We start from the raw sequence: 23407 nt of genomic DNA, 5'->3' as shown, positions 1-23407 counted from the left end.
ATTTTTAAAGGAAAATTCAGGTCATGAGCAACATCGAAGAACGCGTAAAGAAAATCATCATCGAACAACTGGGTGTTAAAGAGGAAGACGTCAAGAACGCTGCCTCCTTCGTCGACGACCTGGGCGCTGACTCTTTGGATACCGTTGAACTGGTAATGGCGCTGGAAGAAGAATTCGATACCGAAATTCCTGATGAAGAAGCCGAGAAGATCACCACTGTTCAAGCGGCTATCGACTACATCACCGCTAATCAGGAATAAGTTCCTGTTCTGAAAGAAGCGGCCCAAGGGCCGCTTCTTTTATGTTTACTCCCTTTCAAAATACCTCTCGGAGACTAGCTCAGTGTCAAAACGCAGAGTCGTGGTAACCGGCCTGGGGATGCTTTCCCCTGTGGGCAATACTGCCGAATCCAGCTGGCAAGCCCTGCTCAACGGGCAGAGCGGCATTTCTCTCATCGATCACTTTGATGCCAGCGAGTTTGCGACCCGTTTCGCAGGCCTGGTCAAAGAGTTCGATCCCGAACAATACGGCATCAACCGCAAAGAAGCCCGCAAGATGGATCTCTTCATCCAGTACGGCGTGGCGGCGGGGGTGCAGGCACTGGATGATTCCGGCCTCGTCATCAACGAAGAGAATGCGGAGCGGGTCGGCGTTGCCATCGGTTCCGGCATTGGCGGTCTGGGTCTCATCGAGCAGAACCACAGCAGCCTGGTCAACGGCGGCCCGCGCAAGCTGAGCCCCTTCTTCGTGCCATCCACCATCATCAATATGGTGTCCGGTCATCTCTCCATCATGAAAGGGCTGCAGGGCCCGAACATCGCTGTGACCACGGCCTGTACCACGGGCACCCACGCCATCGGCATGGCTGGCCGGATGATCGCCTACGGTGATGCGGACGTGATGGTCGCCGGCGGCACCGAGAAAGCCTCCACCCCCATGGGGATGGGTGGCTTTGCGGCGGCCAAGGCGCTCTCTACCCGCAACGACGAACCGCAAAAGGCGAGCCGTCCCTGGGACAAGGATCGCGACGGTTTCGTGCTGGGTGATGGCGCCGGGGTACTGGTGCTGGAAGAGTACGAACACGCCAAGGCCCGTGGCGCCAAGATCTATGCCGAGCTGGTTGGCTTTGGCATGAGCGGCGACGCCTACCATATGACTGCGCCCCCCTCTGATGGCAACGGTGGCGCTCGCGCCATGAAGAATGCCATCAAGGATGCCGGCATAGCGCCGGAGGCGATCGGTTACATCAATGCCCACGGTACCTCCACCCCGCTGGGTGATGTGGCCGAACTGCGTGGCATGAAAGAGGTGTTTGGCGAACATGCCAGCGCCCTGATGATCAGCTCCACCAAGTCCATGACCGGCCACCTGCTGGGGGCGGCGGGGGCCATCGAGGCGATCATCACTGTGTTGGCCCTGCGCGATCAGGTGGCACCGCCCACCATCAACCTGGACAACCCGGATGAGGAGTGCGATCTGGATCTGGTGCCCCATGTGGCCAAACCCGGCCAGTTTGAATATGCCCTCTCCAATTCGTTTGGTTTCGGCGGCACCAATGGCTCCCTGATCTTCAAACGCGTATAATTCGCTTTGGGCGAAATGCTAAGGCCCGATACGACCGTATCGGGCCTTTTTTATCGGAGGGATCCCCTTGCTGATTAATGGAATACCGACAGAAGCAGTGTCCGCCAGGGATAGAGGGCTGGCATACGGGGACGGCCATTTCACCACCATGCTGGTGAAGCAGGGGCAGGTGATCTGGTGGCCGGCACACCTCGCCAGGTTGCAACATGCCTGCGCCAGACTCGGATTTGCGGAACTTCCCTGGGATAGCCTGGCCGCCGAGGTGGTGCAATTGGCAGCAGGGCAGACGCAGGCTGTCGCCAAGATAGTGCTGACCCGTGGCAGCGGGGGACGGGGCTATGATGGCGCGGGATGCAACACGCCCACCCGCATCGTCTCCCTGGCACCATACCCGGCCCACTACCTTGGCTGGCAGCAAAACGGCATCGCCGCCCTGATCTGCCAGCAACAGCTCGGCGATGCTCCCATGCTGGCAGGGCTCAAGACCCTGGGTCGTCTGGAACAAGTTCTGCTCAAAAGCGAACTTGCCGCGCGGGGTGGAGTCGAAGGTATAGTATTGAACAGCCGTGGATTTCTGGTAGAAGGAGTCAGCGCGAATCTGTTTTGGCGTCGTGGCAAGACGGTGTTCACACCGGATCTCTCCCGCGCAGGGATAGATGGCATCATGCGCAAGCGCGTGATCATGATGCTTAAACAGATGGGCATTGAGCTGCGTGTCGTGGAGGCTCCGCTGGAGTCACTGTGGCAGGCTGAAGAAGTCTGGTTGACCAATACCCTGATGGGCATAGTGCCGGTCACCAGCATTGGGGATGTGCATTATCCCAGCCCGGTATTGATCCGCCGTTTACAGGAGCGTTTGGTCATTGAAGTTTAATCGGCTCTACACCCTGCTCGCGGGGGCAGCCCTGACCGTTGCCGTCGCCGGGGGTTATGTGTATTACAAATGGCAGCAGGTGGAGACGCTCACCAACAAGGGGCCGACGCGCCTCTTTACCGTCGAAAAAGGCGCCCATGCGGCGCGCCTGATTGCCGAACTGGGGGAGGGGGAAACCAGCCCCTGGGCGGTGCGGCTCTGGCTGCGTGGTCACCCCGAACTGGTCGCCATCAAGTCGGGTACCTATGAGATCAAGGAAGGGGCCCCGCTCAAGGAGACCCTCTCCCTGTTTGCCTCCGGCAAGGAGTTTCACTTCAGCCTGACCTTTGTCGAGGGTTCCCGTTTCGAGGACTGGTTGAAACAGCTCTCGAGCGCCCCTTACCTGGAGAGGCTGACCGTGGAGCAGAGCGAAACTGAGCTGGCGCAGGAGCTTGGCATCGACAACGGCAAGCTGGAAGGCTGGTTCCTGCCGGAAACCTACGCCTACACCACCCATGCCAGCGACATCTCGATCTTGCGCCGCGCCTATCAGGACATGAAGGCCTTCCTGCAGGAGCGCTGGGAGAAGCGGCAGGCCAATCTGCCCTACAAGACGCCCTATGAGGCGCTCATCATGGCCTCCATCATCGAGAAAGAGACGGGCCAACCGGATGAGCGGGCGCAGATCGCCTCCGTGTTCGTCAATCGGCTTCGCCTTGGCATGAAGCTGCAGACAGATCCTACCGTCATCTACGGGGTGAAGGATCGCTATGACGGCAACATTCGCCGCAGCGATCTCACCGATGTGAACCCCTACAACACCTATGTGATCGATGGCTTGCCGCCCACCCCCATCGCCATGCCGGGCAAGGCCTCCATCGAGGCGGCGCTCAACCCCAAGTCGACCGACTATCTCTATTTCGTCGCCAAGGGGGGCGGGGCCCACTATTTCTCCAGGACCCTCGATGAACACAATAGAGCGGTTCGCGAATTCATATTGAAGAAACCCTAATGTCTAAATTTATCGTGATTGAAGGACTGGAAGGGGCAGGGAAGAGCTCCGCGGTGCGCTATGTGACCGACTATCTGCATGCCCATGGCATCGACAGGATCGAGTGTACCCGTGAGCCGGGCGGCACCCCCCTGGCGGAGCGGATGCGCGCCATCGTCAAGGAGGTGCACGACGAGCGCCTCACCATAGAAGCCGAGTTGCTGCTGATGTATGCCTCCCGGGTGCAACTCGTGGAGACCCGGATCAAGCCGGCGCTGGCCGAGGGCATCTGGGTGGTGGGGGACAGGCACGATCTCTCCTCCCAGGCCTATCAGGGGGGCGGTCGCGGCATCGATGCCCAGCTCATCGGTGCCATCAAGCAGGCGGTGCTCGGCGACTTCAAGCCGGATTTGACCCTCTACCTCGACATCGATCCCGCCCTCGGTCTGCAACGTGCCCGCCATCGCGGCGAGCTCGACAGGATCGAGCTGGAGCAACTCAGCTTCTTCGAGCGCACCCGCACCCGCTACCTGGAACTCGCGGCCAAGGATGACAGCATACTGGTGATCGATGCGAGCCAGACGCCGGATCGGGTCAAGGCCGCCATCGAAGCCGCACTGGACAGCACCCTATGTATCCCTGGCTGATCCCGGATTGGCAGGCCCTGAGTCAGACCGCCCAGGCCGGTCGCCTGGGCCACGCCTGGCTGCTGCTCGGGGATCCCGGTCTTGGCAAGGAGCAGCTTGCAGAACGATTGGCGCGTCTGCACCTCTGCCAGCAACCGGATCGCGGTGAACCCTGCGGTCACTGCCACGCCTGCCAGCTGCTGGACAAGGGTCATCACCCGGATCTCGGCATTATAGGTGCCGACAGCAAGAGCATAGGGGTCGAGGCCATCCGCGAGATCTGCGGCCGCCTGCAGAGCACCTCCCAGCTGGGACGCGGCAAGGTAGTGATCATTCCGGACGCGGAGCGGATGACTGAGTCCGCCGCCAATGCCCTGCTGAAAACCCTGGAAGAGCCGGCCGGCGACAGTCTGCTGCTGCTGATCGCCTCCAGGGTTTCCCGCCTGCTGCCCACCATCCTCAGCCGTTGTCACAAGCATGTCTGTCAGCTACCGACTGAGGGGGAGACACTGCGCTGGCTGAGTGAACAGGGTCATCAGGCCACTCAGGCCCAGGTACGGATCTGTCAGGGGGCGCCACTTCGGGTGCTCAGTTACATCGAAGAGCAGCAGGATGGGGCCAGACGCATGCTGCTCGAGAGCTTCGTCTCCCTGTCACAGACGCCGACCCGGGCGGCGAGTGTCTGTTCCCAGCTGGCGGAGGAGAGTCAGATCAGGTTGCACTGGTTGCAACTCTTCCTGTGCGATGCCCTCAAGATCCAGGCGGGCTGTGGCCATCATCAGCTGGCGATGCCGGATCTGACTGCCCTCAGCGAGCAACTGGCCGAGCGCCACTCCAGCGAAAGATTGCTGGAGGCGGAGCAGCAGCTGGTGACGCTCAAGGCCGCCTGCCAGCCGGGTCAACTCTCCAATCCCACCATCCATCTGATGAACTGGCTCAATCGCTGGTTATGACAAGATACAAGGTTGTCTATGTTACTCGTTGATTCCCATTGCCATCTCGACCGCCTCAGCTATGGCAGCAAGCAGACCGACATGGCCGATGTCCTGGCCAAGGCCGCGAAACGGGATGTGGGATATTTTCTCTGCGTCAGCGTGACCCAGGCGCAGTTCCCGACCATGCTGGCGGCGATCGCCCCTTATCCCCAGGTGTTTGCCTCCTGTGGCGTCCACCCCCTCAATCAGGATCCCGGTGTGGACGCCCCCTTGCTGCTGACCCAGGCGGCGGATGAAAGAGTGGTGGCCATAGGGGAAACCGGGCTCGACTACTTCTATTCGCCGGAAAACAAGGAGGTGCAGCAAGCCTCCTTCCGGGAACACATCCGGGTGGCCCGGGCCCTGAACAAGCCCCTCATCATCCACACCCGGGATGCCCAACAAGACACCTTGCAGATCATGCGTGAAGAGGGGGCCGATCAGGTGGGGGGCGTGCTGCACTGTTTCACCGAGTCTCTCGAGATGGCTCAGGCCGCCATGGAGATGGGGTTTTATATCTCCATCTCGGGGATAGCCACTTTCAAGAATGCCTCGGCACTGCAGGCCGTGGTCAAGGCATTGCCACTGGAGCGATTGCTGATAGAGACGGACTCTCCTTATCTTGCCCCTGTTCCTCACCGGGGGAGGGAGAACGAACCCGCCTTCGTGCGAGACGTCGCGCAATTTATTGCGGATCTGCGGCAGATACCCTTGGCCGAATTGGCAGAGGCCACCAGCCACAATTTCTTTGAGCTATTCAAGATGGCGAAGAAATAATCATAAAGAGCCCCGTCTGCCGGGGCTCTTTATTTAAAATCATCAACCTGATTACCCCCACCAATATCAATTACCTACATCGTTATCTCTCACCGAAATATCAGGTTCGGACTCATCTTCTGGAAAACGCCAGTGACGGATACGAAGTGATCCTGCTCATAATCCCGGGAGGTTGGAGGTATTAAATCAACATTCTATAAGTATCGATAATATTCATTATCGATACTTGATGGATCTGAAAGATCCTGTAAGATCCTGCTAAACTCCATATCGAATCATAGACTTACGTGGCCTATCCAACCATTTCACCACCTGCACATCAGTCATTGCAGACTGTGTTCGATCCTGCGCTCAATAGTCGTGCCCGGCGTTTCCTGCGCAGTGCAAAAGCGGATTCCACCCTCAATGCCTATCAGGCTGATACCCGTATCTTCGTATTCTGGTGCCAGTTGCATGGACTGGATCCGCTGCAAACCAGTCATCACGACATCATGAACTTTCTGGCGGATCAGGCCGACGGCATATTGGCGGACTGGGTATGGCTGGATAAAGAGGAGGGGAAGGGGGAGCTGCGTAACGGGGAGCCTCGAAAACCGGCCACCCTGGTGAGGCGGCTGGCCGGTATCCGCTATGCCTTCAAGCAGAAGGACATTCATCCCATGCCAACCGAACATGTGGAAATAAAGGAGATGATGCGGGGCATAGTGCGCCTCGGTGATAACCGCAAGCGCAAGACGGGAGCCCTGACCCTGCAACCCCTGATCCGGGTGCTCGACGAGATAGACACCTCCACCCTGGCGGGGCTGCGGGATCACACCTTGCTGCTCTTGATGTTCAGCGGCGCCCTGCGCCGTTCGGAGGCGGCTCGCATCGAGGTGGGCGATCTCGACTTCGTGGGGCAGGGGATCCGGCTTCGGCTCAAGCCGAGCAAGCATCAGCTCCATGAAACCGAGATAGCACTCATTCCCGGTAAGCAGTATTGCCCGGTAACCGCCCTCAGCCGCTGGTTGAAAGCAAGCCGCATAAGCCAGGGGCCACTGTTTCGTCGCATGACCCGCTGGGGGCAGCTCACCGCAGAGCCCCTGGGTCCGCAAGGCATCAACCTGATGATCAAGCGGCGAACCGGCCAGGTCATCGACGATCTCTATGTCAGTGGCCACAGCCTGCGCCGAGGCTTCATCACCTCGGCGGTAACCGCGGGCAAGCCCATGAACAAGATCATCGAGGTGACACGGCACAAGGACATGCGTACCCTGCAGGAGTATTTCGACGATGCGCACAAGTTCTCCGATCATGCCCTCGCAGGCTTGCTGTAAGATAACCGCGCCACGGCATTTTTTATGTTAAATGCCATCTGATTGATTTAATGATATATTTATCGCCCTCCGACGCAGTGCCGGTGAAGCGTCAGTACCATGAAGGGAAAAGAGCCAGGTACAGGCGGCGGCTCTTACCCCTTTGCAGGGGAGTGTCATTCCGGCGCCTCTAATCGAGCAGAGGTGAGAGATAACAAGTTCCACTCTCTTAGTTAGCAAGGTCGTATGAGCCAGGAAATGAAGATGAATGTGGCGCAAGACAATGCCGAGCGGCAACGCCAACACGTGAAACGCAAGCAGGAAACCCACAGCAGGCTGCAATGCTGGATCAGCAATCGCCACGCCGAGCGGTTGCAGGAGCTCGGTCAGCATCTGGAAGACAACCAGGCCTCCCTCATCGAGCAGGCGATCGACTTGCTCTATCAGCACGAGCTGGTGCCGCAATATGTTGAAGAGCACAGTGACCAGCACGCTCACCATGAAGAGCAATCTCGGTCGGACACCATAGATTGAGCAGAGTGAGCAAATCGTGGGAATAAAAAAAGCCAGGTACGAATTCCTTGTACCTGGCATAGGGGAATTGGCTCCTTGCAGAGCCGTGCGCTAATTGATATGCGGATTGCCTTAAGCTTAGACAAGGCGCGAGGCATTTCAAGAAGTGACTAAAAGTTCAACCAGAGTGTGGGTTTTCCAGACTCGAACAGGTGTCTGTCCTTGAAATGGCCGCCGACATCTCACTCATTGAACAAGTTGTTGTCCCGCACCAACTCACGGGGCAGGGCATTCTTGATGCGACTCCCCACCCATTTCCCCATACCAAGCGGATGCCCCTGATAGCGGACGATCACTTCCCCCGTTCCCGGAGCCAGCTCGGGCCAGACATCCCGTCCCATCATGAATTCACGCCCGTTGGCGGCATCCAGCTCGACACATCCCCGGGTGGCCAGGCTGCCGTAAGCCAGCGCCCATTCATGGGTGAGGCGATAACCCTTCTTGAAGGTTTCCGCCAGCTTGATGCCGATGCGATCGAAGCGCAGCTTGCCCTGAACCTGCTCAAAGGCGTGAGGGAAGAGCCAGATCTCGTCATTGCGGCCACACAGCTGGCCGCGCGGAACTATCCCGAAGCTCGCCTCTATCTCCCGCAACATGGGCTCGGCTTCTTTCGCCGGCAGAGGGGAGAAGGGGAATTTGCCGAGCTTGCCCGGCTTGAACATGGTGTTCGGCACTGAGTGATGCTTGCTGATCCTGGCGACGAAGAAGCCCTCGCTGTCGAAGATCTGGGGCCAGACATGCAGGTAACCCTCAGGGGTACAGGCCTGCCCGGCACCGGGGAAGAGGTCGGCCAGGGAGTCGACACTCAGGGCGTCGCCGAACTTGTCTCGCAGGGACTGACAGACGGCCTGGTTCTCCTGCAGGCTCAGGGTGCAGGTGGAGTAGACCAGCACGCCGCCGGGCTTGAGGGCGTGGAAGGCACTCTCCAGCAGGCCTTGTTGCACAGCGGCAATCTCCTCGATGCTCTCGAGACTCCAGTTGCGCAGGGCATCTTCATCCTTGCGCACAGTGCCTTCCCCCGAGCAGGGGGCATCGAGCAGGATGGCATCGAAGGTTTCCGGCAACCACTGGCCAAATACCTTGGCATCGAAATGGGTCATGCCCACATTGGTCACGCCACAGCGCTGGATATTGGCGCTCAGCACCTTGAGCCGGCTGCTGGAAAACTCATTGGCAACCAGCATGCCCTGGTTGTCCATCAGGGCCGCTACCTGGGTGGTCTTTGAGCCGGGCGCCGCCGCCGCATCCAGCAGCATGCCATCGTGCTTTATCCGCTCGCTGGCAAAGAGCGCCGTCACCGGCAGCATGGAGCTCGCCTCCTGGATGTAGAAGAGGCCGCACAGGTGCTCGGCGCTGTTGCCAAGGGGCACGCTCTCGTCGGCACGGGTCAGCCAGAAGCCGGTCTCGCACCAGGGCACGGGATCCAGCTGCCAGCCCAGTGGCGCCATGCGTGTCACGAAGTCGGGCACAGAGATCTTGAGGGTGTTGACCCGGATGCTGCGCCGCAGCGGCCGCTGACAGCTCGCCACGAACGCATCCATGGAGAGATGGGCCGGCATGATGTCCGCGATATGACGCAGGAAGTGTTCGGGAAGGTAGGTATTGTCGTGCACAGTGCCGTCTCGCTGACCCAAAAGAGGGGCGACATAGTACCACAGGGGTCGGAATATTCTGAATGGGCGATGGGCAAAACGAGCAAGCCCGGCGCTGGGCCGGGCTTGAGTCAAAGGGTCAGGGGAACATCAGGGCTGGATGCGGGGGCTCCACTCCAGCCACTCCTTCTCCGCCTTGCCATAGAGCGGGTAGTGGTGGCCGGCCTTGACGGTCGGCCCCATCTCCCGCTCCGGGGTGTTGAAGGCGATGCCGCCGGTCAGCAGACTCTGCACGGTTTCCACCTCTATGGTGCCGCCGGTCAGGCCGATGTCGGCCTTGACCCCGGACACGTTCCAGAAGCGGCTGTTGGCGCGTACCAGGTGGGCATATTCCTGAGCGACGTTCACCTCGATCAGCACCTCACTGCCATCCCGGGCCAGCGCCACCCCGCTGACGCTGCCCACCACCATCTTGCGAAACAGCAGGGGGCTGCCGACGCTGATGCCGCTGACGGAGGGGCTCTTGAGGGTCAGGGCCAATCCGATGGGGGTGCTCTGACTCAGGGGGAAACGCTCCTTGCCCGCGCCCTGGCCCGGGCTTGCCTCCACGAAGGCGCCCTTGATCAGGGTGTCGAGGTGGGAGACGCCCCCCAGCCCGAGCTTGGCCTGCACCAGGGTGTAGCGTGCTCCGCTCTGCAGGAAACGGGCGGCGTACTGCCCATCCAGCTCGGCCCTGAAGCTTACCTGACCCAGGGTGGGATCCAGTTCGATCTGCTCCACCTTGCCGATGTCCACCCCGCGATAACGGATGGGACTGCCCACCCCGAGCCCGGGATTGCTGTCGGCGGTCAGGGTCAGGGTGCGCACCTGGGTGCTGGCCTGCTCCTTGCTGTCAAACAGCTGATGACTGCTGCGGCCGGTGCCGAGCCGGTCAAATTCGATGGCGCCGCGAAGCAGGGTGGCGAGGTTGCCCATCTTGACCTGCACCCCGTCGAGCCGGATCTTGCCGTCGATGGCCGCCTTCTTCCAGAACTGGGGCTGCTGCTTGAGCAGGGGGGCGTAGACGGCGTCTATCTCCAGGGTGATGGCCACCCCGCGCTCCTCGGCTTTCAACGCCTTGACCTTGCCCGCCTCCAGCCCCAGATAGAGGACGGGGGAGCCTACGCCTATCCCGTCAGCTTGCTCGGCGCGCAATGTCCAGCGCTCGGGTCTTGCATCACGGCTGCCGAGCAGGGCCAGCTCCTGGCTGGGGTAGAGGCGGTCAATACGCTCCCCCCCGGTGGCCTGGACCAGCTTGATCCCGCCTGCCAGCCAGGCACTCGCCGGGCTGGTCTCCACCTTGAGGCCGCTCAGATCGGCCTGCACCTGCAAGGGGGATGCGCGATAGAAACGGGCCCGCTTCAGCAGATGCTGATAACCCTCGTTCACCACCAGACTGACGCTGGCATTGCCTTTGGCATCCAGAGTCAGCGCGCCCAGCTGACCTATCTGCAACCCCTTGAACCAGAGCGGGGCGCCCTCGTTCAAGCCAGCGAGATCGTCCGCCTGCAGGGTCAGCTTGATGCCATCGCGCTGCTCCTGGCTCGCCAGCGTCATGGTGCTGACCTTTTCACCTGCCACATAGTCGAGACGGATGGCCGGTCCGGCCAGCAGGCGATCCGCGTGCTTGACCCCGGTGGGGGAGAGGGAGACAGTCTCCCAGACCAGACGGCTCTTGCCGGTCATTCGAAATGCCTGCTCGGGGTTGATCAGCGCCGTGACGACCCGGCCCTGCCCGGTCAGGCGAATGGGGTCTATCCTGCCAATCTCTATCCCTTCATAGAGGATGGGCATGCCTTCCTTGACTGGCAGATCCCCCGCCTGGATGCTGATGCGCTCGCCCCGGGCCGCCTCGGCCAGCCCTTTATAGAGGGTGAAATTGAGCCCCTTCTGCGCGACGGGCGACTCCTTGGGGGAGTCGAACGCTATGCCGCCGCTCAATATGGAGGTGAGGCTGCCAGCCTCCACGCTGACACCGGCCAGGCTGAAGGAGCCCTTGATGCCGCTGATGTTCCAGAAGCGGGTATCCACCTTGACCAGGTGCTCGAAGCGCGGCTCTATCACCAGATCCAGGATCACATTCTGGTTATCCTCTCCCAGGCGGGTATTGATGACGCTGCCGACCTCGAGCCCGCGGAAGTAGATCTTGGCCCCGATGCCGACCGACCCCAGGGAGTCGGCGGTCAGGTGCAGGGTGCGCCCCTGGGCCTGATAGCCGGGGGGAGGGCCGTCCAGGGCATCGAACTCGTCCTCCAGCGGGTTGTTGTCCCGACCGGGTTGCAGGTTGATGTAGTTGCCGGAGACCAGGGTATCTAGACCCGAGATCTCGGTGAGGGAGGCCTTGGGGCTCACCAGCCAGAAGTCGGAGCCCTTGCGGATGAGCGGGCGGGCGCGGCTGTCGACCTTGGCGAGTACGGCTATCTTGCGACCGTCCTGTGCCAGCTCCAGATCCTGGACCACCCCTATGGCCACCCCCTGATAACGCAGTTGGGTCTTGCCCGGCAAGATGCCGTTGCCCTGGGCAAAGTTGATGCGAATGAGTTGACCGCTGCTCGTCCACTGCTGGTAGATGAAACCACCCGCCAGCAAGAGGGCGATGAAGGGCAACAACCAGACTGGGGATAACCAGCGATGTTTCTCAATGACGGGTTCAGCCCCGATCATACAGACTCCTTAAATTGGCTGTGATGCACAGCACATCCGATACAGAAAAAATGCATTAACGGGCCGCCTTGTCCCACAGCAGACGGGTGTCGAGCATCCGGGCCGACATCATGGTGAGGATCACCACGCCGGCGAAGGCGGTTGCCCCTGGCCCGGCCCGCACGTTGAGCAAGACACCGCGATCCACCAGGGCCACCATCAACGAGATCACGAACAGGTCCAGCATGGACCAGCGACCGATGAAATCGATGATGCGATACACGATGAGCTGACGCTTGCGCCGCACCGGCTTGCTGCGCTGCAACTGCCAGCAGATCCAGCCCAGCCCCAGTATCTTGCCGATGGGGACTATGATGCTCGCGGTCAGCACTATGGTGGCGATGCCCGACATCTTGCTGCGATAGAGCGCCATGATACCGCTGAAAATGGTATCGGACTGCAGTAATCCCTTGTTGTAGAAGTGGGTGATGGGCAGCAGATTGGCGGGCAGCAGCATGAAGGTGGCGAGCGCCAGCAGGCCCCATGACCAGGCGAGCGAACGGGGGATCCGCATCTGCAGGGGGCTGTGGCAGCGAGGGCAGCTCATGGCACTTTGGTAGCGCACCAGCAGGCCGCAGGTGTGGCAGCGGCAGAGCCCGAGTTCACGGGCGCTGGTCGGTATCATGATCCGGCTCCTGCGAGGCGTTGTGCAGCGGTATCCGCTCCCAGTAGGGGGCGGGGTCAAAGAGAATGAGCAGCGTCATGTTGAGCAGCATCAATATCCCGAGGCTGAGCAGACCGCCCCCCAGACGCACGTCGGCGATGTCGATCAGCTTGAACAGGGCGACCATCAGGCTGACGATGTAGACCTCCAGCATGGCCCAGTGCCGGAACACCTCCACGGCCTTGAGCGTCGGGGCCAGCATGTGCCAGCGTTTGGCAAGGCCGGAGGCAAGCGCAAAGATGCCGAGCAGCAACCCCGCCGGCGCCAGCACGGCGCACCAGAGCACCAGGCTCGCCACCCAGAGTTCCCCCTCCTCAAACAGCATCAGAATGCCTTTGAGCAGGTTGGCATCGGAGTTGACCCCGGCCAGGCGCAGGTAGAGCAGGGGTTCGAAGAAGGCGGAGGGGAGCAGCAGGAAGCCGGTGATGGTGAGGGCCATCAGCTGGGAAGGACGAAAAGCATAGCGCCCATAGAGATGCTGGTGACAGCGCGGACAATGGGCGTGACGACGCAGGGGCAGCAGCTTGCGTTCGATCAGCAAGTCACACGCCGGGCAGACGATCACGGAGTGGGGATCCGACATACGATTCAACCTGTTGAAGGAATTGATAAAATTTACCCTAAAACGCCCTCGCTGTCTTGCCGGAGCGAAACCTCTGACCAAGAAAAGATGGCCTGGCCGGGCAACCCGCTGGGCCATAGAGAGAAACACGGAACACGGTTGCCGGACCAAGGGGAGATGATGCAGTGATGGGCGCGGTGGCGGATCCTGAGTGTTATTTGCAACACTGTATATTCATACATATACTTGCAGTCACTATCATAAGGAGGACGCCACTATGGCCGTTGAGATCAAGTATGTTGTCGTGCGTGGGGGAGTGGAGAAGATGACCTTTGCCAGCAAGAAAGAGGCAGATGCCTATGACAAGCTGCTGGATACCGCCGATGAACTGATGACGCTGCTGGCCGGGGCACCGGTTCAGCTGGCACCCGAGCAGCAGGAGAGCCTCGCCTTTTACCTGGCCGAGCAGCGGGATCTGCTGCAAAACGTGCTGCGCGGTGGCAAGGGGCAGGGGATCAGCCCCAAGGAAGAGAAGGTGGATACCGAGAAGCCCAAGGGAAAATCCCTCAAGAGCGTGGCCTGACAGAATAAGGGCGGGGCAGGGCGTCCAACCCTGGCTTCCGCCCCACAATATTCAATAAGAGTCCATTTTCAGTCATTTTTGTCGCTATTTACCCCGAGAAATTTCCAACAAGACTGCATAGTCATTGAATAAACACCATATACCATAGTGTCCGCGGTCCGCCAGGGAAGCCTTGAGGACTCATCCCCGGGCCATCTGGCATCCCCTGATGCCGATAACCCCATTTATCGGCATCAGGATTGCGCGGCGCCGAGCCAGCTTCACTCAACAAGACTCACAAGCACCATCATGACTCATCCGTCACTGCCACCCGCCATGCCGTTGTTCGATAATCTGCTCCATCTGGAGGCGGGCAATCCCCAGGTCAACCAGTATCTGGCCACTCTCAGCCTGGGCAATGTACCCGATGCCGGCCTCGTCTATGAGCTGGCCGTCGACTGGCTGCTGGAGCAACGCCACAGCGAGAACAACTACAAGACCTACCGCAGCGAGCTGACCACCTTCCTGCATTGGTGTTTCTGCGAGGTGGCCATCAGCCCCAAGGATCTCACCAGGCGCATCATGATGCGCTACCTCGACTACTGCCAGGCTCCGCCACAAGGGCTTATCGCATACCGAAATGTGGCCCAGTTCGTGCTCGACAAGGAGTGGGGAGAGCGCTTGCCCAACCCCTTGTGGCGACCGTTTCTCGGCAAGCGGGAGCTGGGCCGCGAGCTGCCATATCGTCTGAGCGAGCAGGCGATGAAGACCAAGCTCGCCATACTGTCGGCCTTCTTCCAGTTCCTGATCCAGGAGGAGTACATGGACCGCAATCCGGCACTCCTGCTGCAACGGGTGAAGCGGCCGGACAGCCAGGATGTCGGTGAAGAGGCCCAGTCCTTTACCGAATTGCAGTGGTCCTATGTGATGCAGGCCGCCGAGCGGCTGGCAACCGAATGCCCGGCCCAGCATGAGCGCAGCCGGTTTCTCATCTGCCTCATGTACGCCTGTTATCTGCGTATCTCCGAGGTGGCGGCCAGACCGGGCTTCAGCCCCGTCATGAGCCAGTTTCGCCGCGACAGCAAGACCGGCGTCTGGGGCTATGACATACCACGCAGCAAGGGCGGCAAACGCCGCACCGTGGCCGTCTCCCAGGCCTTGTTGGATGCACTGGCACGTTATCGCACCTTTCTTGGGCTCTCGCCGCTGCCAGCCCCGGGCGAACAGACGCCGCTCTTCGTGCGCCACAAGGCGGCGGCCCATGGCCGGGAGCAAGGCGAGCTCAACGCCAATCTCGGGATCCGCCAACTGCGGGATCTGGTGATTGCTGTCTTCGAGCAAGCGGCCAGCCTGGCCGAGCAAGATGGCTTTGCCCAGGATGCCGCCGAGATGCGTACCCTGACGCCGCATTCCATTCGCCATACCGGCATCACCCACGACATCAACCTGCATGGCCGGCCACTGTCACACGTACAGGCAGACGCGGGACACGACAGCATAGACACCACCTCCAAATACCTGCACACCGGCAACAGCGAACGCCACGAGAGTGCCAACCATAAGCCGCTGGATCGCCTGCATGAATGAGTGTCCGTAAAAGTGCTACCCAGCGTATCTGCCAAACGTTATATGGCGGGAAAAAATACCCGCCAATCGCCTTCATACAGACCGCGCATAATTCATGATTACGTTTAAAGGGCCGATTCCGTCCCCGCTGACGATGTTGTCAGTTTCGGACGAGAATGAACGGATGCGACGTAATATCACAAAAAACTTTATATTTCGGTGGTTTGAGTGCGGTTTAAGTGAAGAAGAAACGGCAAAACTTTGTTTTGTTTCTGTGATGGAGGTCACGTTATGGGATGGTGGTAAAAAGATCCCAGACGTATACAAACGAGTCATGAGGATGGCAGTTGGACGGGAGCTGCCAACCATCTTTACCCGCTACTGGGATGGCTGGCGCATGAATGGCCATCACCTGATCACCCCTGCTGGCACCTATCTATCGCGCCAGCGTCTGGAAATCATAGAATCATACGGGTCTGAAGACTTGAAGGCGCTGAAAGACAATGCCGCGCTAAGGCGTTTGCCTACCTCTGAAAGCTGACAGCCTCAAGAGCCGGTTTAGCAGGAGGAGGGGGGCCCCGCCTCTGGTCTAGATGGGCATGTTCCGCCGCCTACCGCATAGTGTCCCCATCACCAGCAGTGGGCGGCTTGTAGGGGCTGACGCCCCTCAGTGCCAAGCAGGATTGGCGATACAATTCCTTCGCGAACACTCAAAAACGAGGGAAAAATGGAGCAAGCACCGGGGTGGTATAACGCCAAGCAGCAACCCTTTTAACCCAATTAGCGGAACTGATTGAATCTGCAATGTAATGAGTGGCCCCCAGGTCATAAACGCAATTACCGCATCCGTCCTGAACAGACCAAACATCAATCCGCCTACCTGGTTCAGGTAGTTCCGTAATAGGGTGCCAACCATCAATCTGAGTATGAGAAAGCTCAGAATCTAAAGGTGCAAGAGGTAAATCAACCTGCTTATGAGCATCACCAACAGGTTGAACAGGCAGCGAAGGTAATTCACCGCTGTTTCTGTAAACAGAAATCAAATGTCGTACCTGTTCCAGGCAACCATCCGGCACCCTGACCATGGTTGTGGTTTCGCCCTTCGGACGTCCGGCACCTGGACGTGCACCACCGCGCTTTGCATCAGACATTTCCGTATCCCCAATTGATTTCCGTTTACATAATTCATTATAGCAGATGAATGATTTACGTATACGAATTTCAATTGTTTTGGATAAAAAAAGTACTGGCCACGGCTTGGTTTTGGGCGGGATTGATCCGGTATCATCTGGCCTCGCTTCGCTCGGGCGCCCTACGGGCGCAGGGCGATGATAGGGGATTACTCCCTATGGAAGTGCGCTATTCCTTTGGACAAAACAAGGGAGGAAAGGGGTGGGAATCAGATCAGCTTAGCCAGGATGAAACCCGCCATAAAGCCAAGCATCAGGCCGACGAGAAAGGCCGCATTGCCTGGTTTAACTGACGGGGAAGGGGCAATGGGAGTAGGGGAAGAGGAAGCATCACGGGGCTGTCTGAAAGGCTTGGGATTGTAGATGACGTCCTTTTTGTTCTTATTCATCACCGGCTTCCTGCTGTGTGAAAAACACACTACAGCATAACCCGGCCATGATAATCCACCGTTGATTTGAGGCCGTAACGACGCAGCCAATATTGCCGACGAATGACGGGGCCGAGTTCAGGGTGAGAGCGGGCGGTGGTATAGCTGACGAGACCCCAGCGCAGCAGAACGGAGGCAAGGGGGACGTTCTGGGAACGAGCAACACGGTCGGCACACTTCATCATGACGTAGCGCGGGATCTGGAGTGGATTGGTGATCGGGAATCGGATTTTTACTGCAGTAGAAGGTGAAGCTACAGCCTCAGTTTTTTGACCATACCACTGATGGATGTACTTGGCAGGGAGGATGGTATAGCAGGCCCGCATATCAACGAAACGGGGCTCTGTGATGCGCTCACAGTCAGGGGTGACGTCGATGGCGGAAGGGTGCAAGTAGGCCTCCTTGTAATCGCCATTGCCAAGCCTAATGCGGCACTTAATCAAGCCCTTTGAATCCCGTACCGGAAAATCAAAAAGCTCTTTGCCGTCGTCAAATTCCTGGGCGGTGTCATAGGCCTTGTAAAGCCAGCGACCCCAGGCGTATTTGGTGCCACAGGGAGATCCCGTTGTCTTGCTCTTGCCTTTAAAGTAGCTGGCAACGTGGATACGGGGAACGCGCAGCACGAACTTGATGAAGAGGCGAGCAAACCAGATAAGCGGATAGACCAGAAACCCCTTAGCCCCCATTGATGCGCTGAACATGGTATCCGTGCTGTAGCACCAGCAGACAGTGCGACAAAGGGCATTGACGATCTGTTTGTCGATAGACTCAATATCCTGGACACCAAGGAAGGCATTCCAGCCGCGCTTACGAACCAGCCGAAGCCACTTGATGAGCTGGGCACGGTCTGGGTTGTTCCAGTCACGGGTGTTCATGAAAAAGGCCGTTTCATCCAGGGCGAGACAGCCGTTCTTTGACTCATCGTAGAGCTGTTCCTCAGCAGACCAGAGGGCGGTTTTCTTGGGGCGCTCATAGGCATAGCCAAGGTTCTCAAGGTCAGAAGAACGGGGCTCCTCCGGCAGCCGGATAATGGGAGTCTGTTTACCGATTTCATTGAGGGGCATGTGCTGGGGGTAAACATCAATGTTGGTGGCAACCGGGCGCCCCTCATTGAGATACCCGACCATAATATTAACCATGTTAACGGTTTTACCCGCCCCAACAGGCCCAGTGACAAAATAAGGAGCTTTCATTTAACCCCCTTATTTGCCATCAAAGGCAGAACGAGCAAGCGCCATCTGCCAGATAAATAGCCATTGGGCAGCCTTGGCAACACCGATTGCAGCAATACAAGCGCCGGTATTTGATGGGAGCAGACCAAGGCCAAACAGGATATATCCGTTAGCTACACTGGACGTTGAAATCCCAGCAAGAACACCATTAATGGCTGATGTAAACGCGACCACCATTGTTGTCATCGCAAGAATCAACGCAGCAACAGCCGCTTTGCGGGAAAAGAAAGAAACTATTTTGGCAAATAGTTCACCAATCTTCTCTATCAAGAAAGCAATTAAAAGTTTCATTACCTACCTCCGACAACAGAAGTCATAGTACGAGACCAAATAGAAAATATATAAATGGCTGTCAGCATATTTAAGAACCAAAAAATAAGCGGGTGAGCGACCTCATTATAAGTTTGGCAAAAAGCACCATTATCGTCGGCTTGAGCAGAACCGGCCTGAATAGTGAACCTGAAGGGATATGGCTGACAATTACCAGTAGGAAGCGTCCACTTGAATATATTTGGCATACTGGAAGGAGGTTGAGCTGTAGGAGCATCAGTTATCATACCCTCCAAGTCGGCCTTTTCATCATTGAGCTTATCGAGCGCGGTTGTAGCAGGTGCAAGCGCAGCAGCAGCCTGGGTAACAGCAGCGGCATCAGCCTTGGCAGCAGCAGCCTCTTGTTTTTTGATGGTCTCCTCCAATTGAGCCTGGGAGATAGGAGCTGTGAGCGATTCATTAGCTGCATCAACCAAAGCCTGTGGCGTGACACCTTGTTGAAGTTGCCCAGCAAGGGCAGCTATTTCAGCCAGCTTTTGAGGTGAAACATAATGAGCTGCATTGGGATTGTTAGATTGCAAAAGTCCCTGAGCATATAAATCAAGTAATTCTTGATCAGACTGAGTAACGCCGGGAATGTAAGGAACCGTATCAGGAAAAATTTCAGGATATGGATAAGGCCAAGGATCAGGAACCATAAAAGCCTGAGCAGCCTTGATTGGGTCTTGAAGCATAAAAGAGATTAAAGAATCATATAAATTGTTGTCACTTATAGGCTCAGGTGTACCAGTGAAAGCAGATAACGCCTCAAGGTAACCCATGCGACCCATGACTTGACCTGTGGCATTAATCTTTAAATCATATATATAAACAGGATTGCCATTAATAGAGGTAAAATAACTAGACATAGTAACCGGACCATAAGAGCCAGCCCAAGCTGAAGCCTGCAAGGCATTGCACTCTGCAACAGTTTTATTTGTTCCGAGAGTGCCATAATTTGTCGTGCAACGGCCTCTATGGGTAGAAACAGGAGCCATGACTTGATTAGTTAATTCATTAATAGCCCAACCAGCAGCAGCCATGGAGGCGAGCCAAGCGGCATACCATGCATTCTTTTTAACTAATGAACCTACATTGCCTTTTACGTGAGACATGAATGTGGCTTTTGGAACATCAACAGACTTAATATTATAAGGGTCGTTCGCAGCAAAGCCTTTTATTGTGGTGCTTACAGTTATGGCGGTATTTGTCGCCGCCGTAACAGCATTAACCTTAATAATCTCGGCTTGTTTAATAACAGAAGCCATTGAAAATCCAGCTGCACCAGCAGTAAAGGAAAGGCAAGCAAAAAATAAGATTGTGAACGGGCGCATATATCCCCCATGAAAAAGGGGGGCAGAGCCCCCCGACAGTACAGGGGCAAAGCCCCGAGGTTGATCAGCCTTGTGCACCCTTGCGGGCGAAGGTCTGGAGCAAACCGAAGCCGATGGACAGGGACAGAACAACCGCCATGATGGCGAAGCCAGCCGCAGAAGCGGTACCAGCGTCAGCGATGACGGCAGTCTTGACGGCGGTCACGGCAGCAGCATCGATTTCAGCGGAAGCGATACCAGAGACCAGGGCAGAGCCAGCAACCAGAACAGGAGCGGCGTACTTACGAACCATGTTGCGAATTTTCATAATCAGTTTCCTTTTGATTACAGTTTCACTTATCAAAAGTTTGATAAGCGTTTACCACTATCAAGACCCGCGAGAGGCCTTTTCCAAAATCTGGCGGGTGTGTCGAAACACCGTGCCAGAACCATATCCGACGAGCCAAACCAGCAGCCCGCCAGCGATATACAGTGCGATTACCGGTTCCATCAGCGTTGATTCCCCCCGTTAAACCCGAAGGCAAACAGCAGCAGATAGGACGCAGCTACCAGCAGTTGGGAGTAGTCAACGTCCATGGCTTACGCCTTTGCCTGGACGCTGGCGGGCAGGTCAACGAGGCGGAACCCGTTGTAAGAGCGGTGACGGTTGTTGTCATCACCGAACGAACCGGAGCGATACTCGACCATGAATTCGGTCGGGCCTTTGCCGACGATGGTCTTGAGCGATGCGTGATACCCGGCTGCCACCTGCTCTTCGGTGATGGCCACATCGATGATCTGACTGGGGTCGGTGCACAACAACTTGACCTGGCCAGTCGTGACTTTGCGGTTGTCACGGTCTTTGGTAGAGGTGGTGATGTCGGTGGCCGACAGGATTTGAGCGATGATTTTCATTTTCTTACCTCGATTCGTTGCGTTGTTTAGTTGGTGGTTGAGTGCTTAGGGCAGTTATTGACACGGGTCCAAGGGGACAGAAGGCGCGCCTGGACAGGAGTCGCCAGCGCTGCGCGCTGCCCACTCCTGCCAGTCGGCCCAGTCGAGTGCGAGGAGCTGGGAGTTATCAAGGTCGTCAAGGAGCTTCTGCCGTCCCTCCTGATACAGGTCATCTGCCATGTGGAGGTATTCGCCGGTTTCAGTGGCAGTGATGAAGTAATCGCGAACGGCCTCGAGGATCTTCTTCTTCTGAGCCTCCCACGCTTCCAGGCTCTTGATCTGGTACCGCTTGAGACGAGTGGCGATATGGATTTGGTTGAACAGAAGGCCGTCGATAGTGGCACGGGCCTTATCGCCATACTGGGTGATGCGCCCCTCGGGGCTCACGAGGAGCTCGAAATCCTCGGCGTTCTGGTGGTATGGGCGACCCACATTGCCCGCATTGAGGCGAGTGAAAGCGCGGGGAGTGGAGTAAGCAGGGCGCAGGGCCTGCTGGTCACGGGGGCAGAAGATGCCGCCCATGGCAACGCAGAACTCGGCCCAGTCACCAGCATCGGCAGAGCGCCGGCAGGCCTCAAGAAGAAGCCAATCGGCTTGAGATAGGGATTCAAATCCGGGCATATCGTAATCCTGTGTAGACATGCGGCGCAGCTCACGCCATGAGGTGACAGTGGGGCCGCCTATCTGCTGAAACTGGCGGATGTTGTTGGCTCCCTTCCAGGCAAGGACACGCTGGACGGTTTGAAGAGCAGCGGTACCAGTCTCGAAATCCTCACCAACTGCGAAGCCATCGACGTTTTTGGCGATGTACTTGGAGCAGTAGCCGACAGCAGAGCCGCGCTTGAGAGATAACGGTTTGCAGGTAAAGCGATGTTTGCGGGCACCAGCTTCATCAGGGGAGTCTTTGAAGCACTCACGGCGGCAAATGGTGCGGAACTCATTGGCCTGCTTGTAGGGCACGAAGATGATGGCGTGCCAGTGCGGCGTACCATCAGCATGGGGCTCGGCGAATCGAAATCCGTAAACAGAAATCGGCTCTTTGGGACTGGCGTCGGTACCCTTGTCAGCGCAGCGACGGCCAATGTTGCGCCATACGCCGTTGAGATAGGCTTGCCCATCCTTGACGGTAGGGCGACCCGCGGCCAGCCAGTTGGGGTTAGGCTTGCCGCCACTGGTCGGGTGAAAGCGGGAAGGGCAGGTGAGAGTGAGGAACAGGGCGGCATGGCGCTCCTGCTTGGCAACCTGCTCAAAGCCCTTGAGACGGGCCATCAGCTCAGCGCGTTGAACCTCGGGATTAGAGACGGAGGCGTCTATGGCATCAGTGAGAGGACATCCATGAAGACCATCAGCAAGACTGACAGCAGCAAGACCTGAAAGAGTGGTTCTATTCTTGCGAGTACGGTGTACCCGGCGAGAGACAAGATAATCAGGTGAATAGGGCTGTCCGTTTTTATGAACAATTCCAGAAAGTCGTGCGGCGTCAAAGAGACGGCGAGCAGCAACACGACGTATAAGCCGAACCAGATGAACAGGGTCAACCCAACGATTGAGCCAATGGCAGGGACGAGGAGCGTCGGAATTTTCGAAATCGTAGTCGAAATCGGGGTCTCGAAAATCGTATCCAACGAGTAAGGTGTGAGCAGCGCGAAACGCCGGGTATTCCTCTTCATCTCCATCGAAATAGTCCCTCCGAAGGGTCATCACATGTTTGGACAGGCGCTCCGCAAATGCCTCAAACCCTTCATCGTCAGAGGTGAGGGAGAGGGTGCCGCAGTCGCCGGAAACGTTCATGAGGTCATAAAGCTCTTTGATGCGCTGATTCGCGGTGAGCAAATCGGCGTACTCAAGGGCTTGGGTGTAGGCAGAACGGAACCAGGGCAGGAGGTAGTGATTGCGCACGGTCATGTCATGACGGTGCTGGCAGTGCTCGGGGGCGTTGATATCGCCATACTTGAGTAAGGCGCTGTCATCGAGATAGGCGAAGGAGCCAACGCGAATAAAGTCGCGGGGCTGGTCAGTAAAGCGCGGTTTGGTGTGAATGGCGTTGTACTGCTCGGAATAAGCGCGATGCAGTATCGAGACGTCATCATCAAAGGGCAGGCCGAGGGTCTGCAAATGATCCAGGTAGTCAGAAGGTGATGGCTGTTCGACGTCTTCTGAAAGCAGGGCAGGGGAGGACAACAGCGAATAAAGACGAAACTTGCCAGATACAGGGGCAGCGCGTGAACCATCGAAGGTGCGCTGGGCGGCATAGGAGGGGAAGCGAATCATTTGAAGAACCCCTTATCACGCAAGAGCATGATGGTGTGATCATCAAAGGTCCAAAGGACAATTTGCTCGGCAATCAAACCAGCAACTGCAATTGCGAGGAGGAGCATGAAAAATAGGCCGACGAATTCACGCATGGCAGTCACCAAAATGAGCTGAATTGATGCCGATAACCCTATTTATCGGCGTAACGGTCGGCAGCTCATCGCTCCAATCAGGGTCGAGCTCGATATCACCGTCCAGAATGCAGAGGTCAGAACAGGCCTCGCAGCCTTCGCCGCCGCACTGCTGGCAGACGTGGTAAATCGGGGGTTGTTGCTGTAGGGTCTGGCGTTCCATGTCAATACACTCA

26 protein-coding genes are annotated in these 23407 nt (G+C 57.6%); 12 read left to right on the top strand and 14 right to left on the bottom strand.

Annotation, left to right across the window (positions count from 1 at the left end):
- Positions 1-23 precede the first annotated feature (23 nt).
- From acpP to Aeroheme_RS10310, 9 genes are all read left to right on the top strand, one after another.
- Positions 24-260: an acyl carrier protein gene (gene acpP, locus Aeroheme_RS10350; RefSeq protein ID WP_005300909.1), complete on the top strand. Its 237-nt coding sequence runs from the start codon at positions 24-26 to the stop codon at positions 258-260.
- 82 nt (positions 261-342) lie between these two features.
- On the top strand, positions 343-1584 hold the full coding sequence (fabF, locus tag Aeroheme_RS10345; RefSeq protein WP_025326982.1) for a beta-ketoacyl-ACP synthase II: 1242 nt from the start codon (positions 343-345) through the stop codon (positions 1582-1584).
- Positions 1585-1651: 67 nt separating this feature from the next.
- A complete protein-coding gene (gene pabC, locus Aeroheme_RS10340) occupies positions 1652-2458 on the top strand; it encodes an aminodeoxychorismate lyase (RefSeq protein WP_290028208.1) in 807 nt (268 codons plus the stop codon).
- Positions 2448-3449, top strand: a complete 1002-nt coding sequence (gene mltG, locus Aeroheme_RS10335; protein ID WP_162520022.1) for an endolytic transglycosylase MltG — start codon at positions 2448-2450, stop codon at positions 3447-3449. The genes pabC and mltG overlap by 11 nt, the downstream gene beginning before the upstream one ends.
- On the top strand, positions 3449-4075 hold the full coding sequence (gene tmk, locus Aeroheme_RS10330) for a dTMP kinase (protein ID WP_338886687.1): 627 nt from the start codon (positions 3449-3451) through the stop codon (positions 4073-4075). Before mltG ends, tmk begins: the two co-directional genes overlap by 1 nt.
- Positions 4060-5007 carry a DNA polymerase III subunit delta' gene (holB, locus tag Aeroheme_RS10325; RefSeq protein ID WP_411165777.1) on the top strand — a complete coding sequence of 316 codons (948 nt, stop codon included), beginning with the start codon at positions 4060-4062 and terminating at the stop codon, positions 5005-5007. The genes tmk and holB overlap by 16 nt, the downstream gene beginning before the upstream one ends.
- 18 nt (positions 5008-5025) lie before the next feature.
- A complete protein-coding gene (locus Aeroheme_RS10320; protein WP_106886784.1) occupies positions 5026-5805 on the top strand; it encodes a TatD family hydrolase in 780 nt (259 codons plus the stop codon).
- A 287-nt stretch (positions 5806-6092) separates the two neighbouring features.
- Positions 6093-7121, top strand: coding sequence for a site-specific integrase (locus Aeroheme_RS10315; protein ID WP_411165776.1), 1029 nt, complete (start codon positions 6093-6095; stop codon positions 7119-7121).
- Between the two features lie 225 nt (positions 7122-7346).
- Complete coding sequence (locus Aeroheme_RS10310) at positions 7347-7634, top strand: RepB family protein (RefSeq protein ID WP_234689969.1); 288 nt, start codon at positions 7347-7349, stop codon at positions 7632-7634.
- A 221-nt stretch (positions 7635-7855) separates the two neighbouring features.
- Here the strand turns inward: Aeroheme_RS10310 and rsmF are convergent, their stop codons facing one another.
- The 4 genes from rsmF to Aeroheme_RS10290 all read right to left on the bottom strand — a co-directional run bounded on the left by rsmF (position 7856) and on the right by Aeroheme_RS10290 (position 13254).
- A complete protein-coding gene (gene rsmF, locus Aeroheme_RS10305) occupies positions 7856-9286 on the bottom strand; it encodes a 16S rRNA (cytosine(1407)-C(5))-methyltransferase RsmF (protein WP_411165775.1) in 1431 nt (476 codons plus the stop codon).
- A 129-nt stretch (positions 9287-9415) separates the two neighbouring features.
- A complete protein-coding gene (locus Aeroheme_RS10300) occupies positions 9416-11968 on the bottom strand; it encodes an MlaD family protein (RefSeq protein ID WP_408819381.1) in 2553 nt (850 codons plus the stop codon).
- A gap of 55 nt (positions 11969-12023) precedes the next feature.
- Positions 12024-12632 carry a paraquat-inducible protein A gene (locus tag Aeroheme_RS10295; RefSeq protein WP_411165774.1) on the bottom strand — a complete coding sequence of 203 codons (609 nt, stop codon included), beginning with the start codon at positions 12630-12632 and terminating at the stop codon, positions 12024-12026.
- On the bottom strand, positions 12610-13254 hold the full coding sequence (locus tag Aeroheme_RS10290; RefSeq protein ID WP_106886778.1) for a paraquat-inducible protein A: 645 nt from the start codon (positions 13252-13254) through the stop codon (positions 12610-12612). Before Aeroheme_RS10290 ends, Aeroheme_RS10295 begins: the two co-directional genes overlap by 23 nt.
- Before the next feature lie 256 nt (positions 13255-13510).
- Between Aeroheme_RS10290 and Aeroheme_RS10285 the strand changes: the two genes are divergently transcribed.
- From Aeroheme_RS10285 to Aeroheme_RS10275, 3 genes are all read left to right on the top strand, one after another.
- Positions 13511-13816 (top strand): YebG family protein, encoded by a 306-nt coding sequence (locus Aeroheme_RS10285; RefSeq protein WP_139743885.1) that lies wholly within the window; start codon positions 13511-13513, stop codon positions 13814-13816.
- A gap of 288 nt (positions 13817-14104) precedes the next feature.
- Positions 14105-15382: a tyrosine-type recombinase/integrase gene (locus tag Aeroheme_RS10280; RefSeq protein ID WP_368169610.1), complete on the top strand. Its 1278-nt coding sequence runs from the start codon at positions 14105-14107 to the stop codon at positions 15380-15382.
- Between the two features lie 163 nt (positions 15383-15545).
- Positions 15546-15902 carry a DUF3653 domain-containing protein gene (locus Aeroheme_RS10275; RefSeq protein ID WP_411165773.1) on the top strand — a complete coding sequence of 119 codons (357 nt, stop codon included), beginning with the start codon at positions 15546-15548 and terminating at the stop codon, positions 15900-15902.
- A 169-nt stretch (positions 15903-16071) separates the two neighbouring features.
- Here Aeroheme_RS10275 and Aeroheme_RS10270 read toward each other — a convergent pair whose 3' ends face one another.
- From Aeroheme_RS10270 to Aeroheme_RS10225, 10 genes are all read right to left on the bottom strand, one after another.
- Positions 16072-16512 (bottom strand): hypothetical protein, encoded by a 441-nt coding sequence (locus tag Aeroheme_RS10270; protein ID WP_408836254.1) that lies wholly within the window; start codon positions 16510-16512, stop codon positions 16072-16074.
- Positions 16513-16760: 248 nt separating this feature from the next.
- Positions 16761-16940, bottom strand: coding sequence for a hypothetical protein (locus Aeroheme_RS10265; protein WP_408836253.1), 180 nt, complete (start codon positions 16938-16940; stop codon positions 16761-16763).
- A 29-nt stretch (positions 16941-16969) separates the two neighbouring features.
- Positions 16970-18172, bottom strand: a complete 1203-nt coding sequence (locus Aeroheme_RS10260; protein WP_411165772.1) for a zonular occludens toxin domain-containing protein — start codon at positions 18170-18172, stop codon at positions 16970-16972.
- A 9-nt stretch (positions 18173-18181) separates the two neighbouring features.
- Positions 18182-18502, bottom strand: coding sequence for a DUF5455 family protein (locus Aeroheme_RS10255; protein WP_159392313.1), 321 nt, complete (start codon positions 18500-18502; stop codon positions 18182-18184).
- Positions 18502-19854 (bottom strand): hypothetical protein, encoded by a 1353-nt coding sequence (locus Aeroheme_RS10250; protein WP_411167206.1) that lies wholly within the window; start codon positions 19852-19854, stop codon positions 18502-18504. Before Aeroheme_RS10250 ends, Aeroheme_RS10255 begins: the two co-directional genes overlap by 1 nt.
- Positions 19855-19918: 64 nt before the next feature.
- Positions 19919-20161 carry a hypothetical protein gene (locus Aeroheme_RS10245; RefSeq protein WP_106886770.1) on the bottom strand — a complete coding sequence of 81 codons (243 nt, stop codon included), beginning with the start codon at positions 20159-20161 and terminating at the stop codon, positions 19919-19921.
- Positions 20162-20433: 272 nt separating this feature from the next.
- Positions 20434-20748 carry a chemotaxis protein gene (locus Aeroheme_RS10240; RefSeq protein WP_106886769.1) on the bottom strand — a complete coding sequence of 105 codons (315 nt, stop codon included), beginning with the start codon at positions 20746-20748 and terminating at the stop codon, positions 20434-20436.
- Positions 20749-20802: 54 nt separating this feature from the next.
- Positions 20803-23058: a replication endonuclease gene (locus Aeroheme_RS10235; protein ID WP_411167205.1), complete on the bottom strand. Its 2256-nt coding sequence runs from the start codon at positions 23056-23058 to the stop codon at positions 20803-20805.
- Positions 23055-23192, bottom strand: coding sequence for a hypothetical protein (locus tag Aeroheme_RS10230; RefSeq protein WP_159392311.1), 138 nt, complete (start codon positions 23190-23192; stop codon positions 23055-23057). Before Aeroheme_RS10230 ends, Aeroheme_RS10235 begins: the two co-directional genes overlap by 4 nt.
- Positions 23185-23394 carry a hypothetical protein gene (locus Aeroheme_RS10225; protein ID WP_411167204.1) on the bottom strand — a complete coding sequence of 70 codons (210 nt, stop codon included), beginning with the start codon at positions 23392-23394 and terminating at the stop codon, positions 23185-23187. Before Aeroheme_RS10225 ends, Aeroheme_RS10230 begins: the two co-directional genes overlap by 8 nt.
- Positions 23395-23407 lie beyond the last annotated feature (13 nt).

This window comes from Aeromonas sp. DSM 116730 (genome assembly GCF_046581335.1).
GTDB classification, from domain to species: Bacteria; Pseudomonadota; Gammaproteobacteria; order Enterobacterales; family Aeromonadaceae; genus Aeromonas; species Aeromonas rivipollensis.
This window is presented reverse-complemented; position numbering and strand designations above follow the sequence as displayed.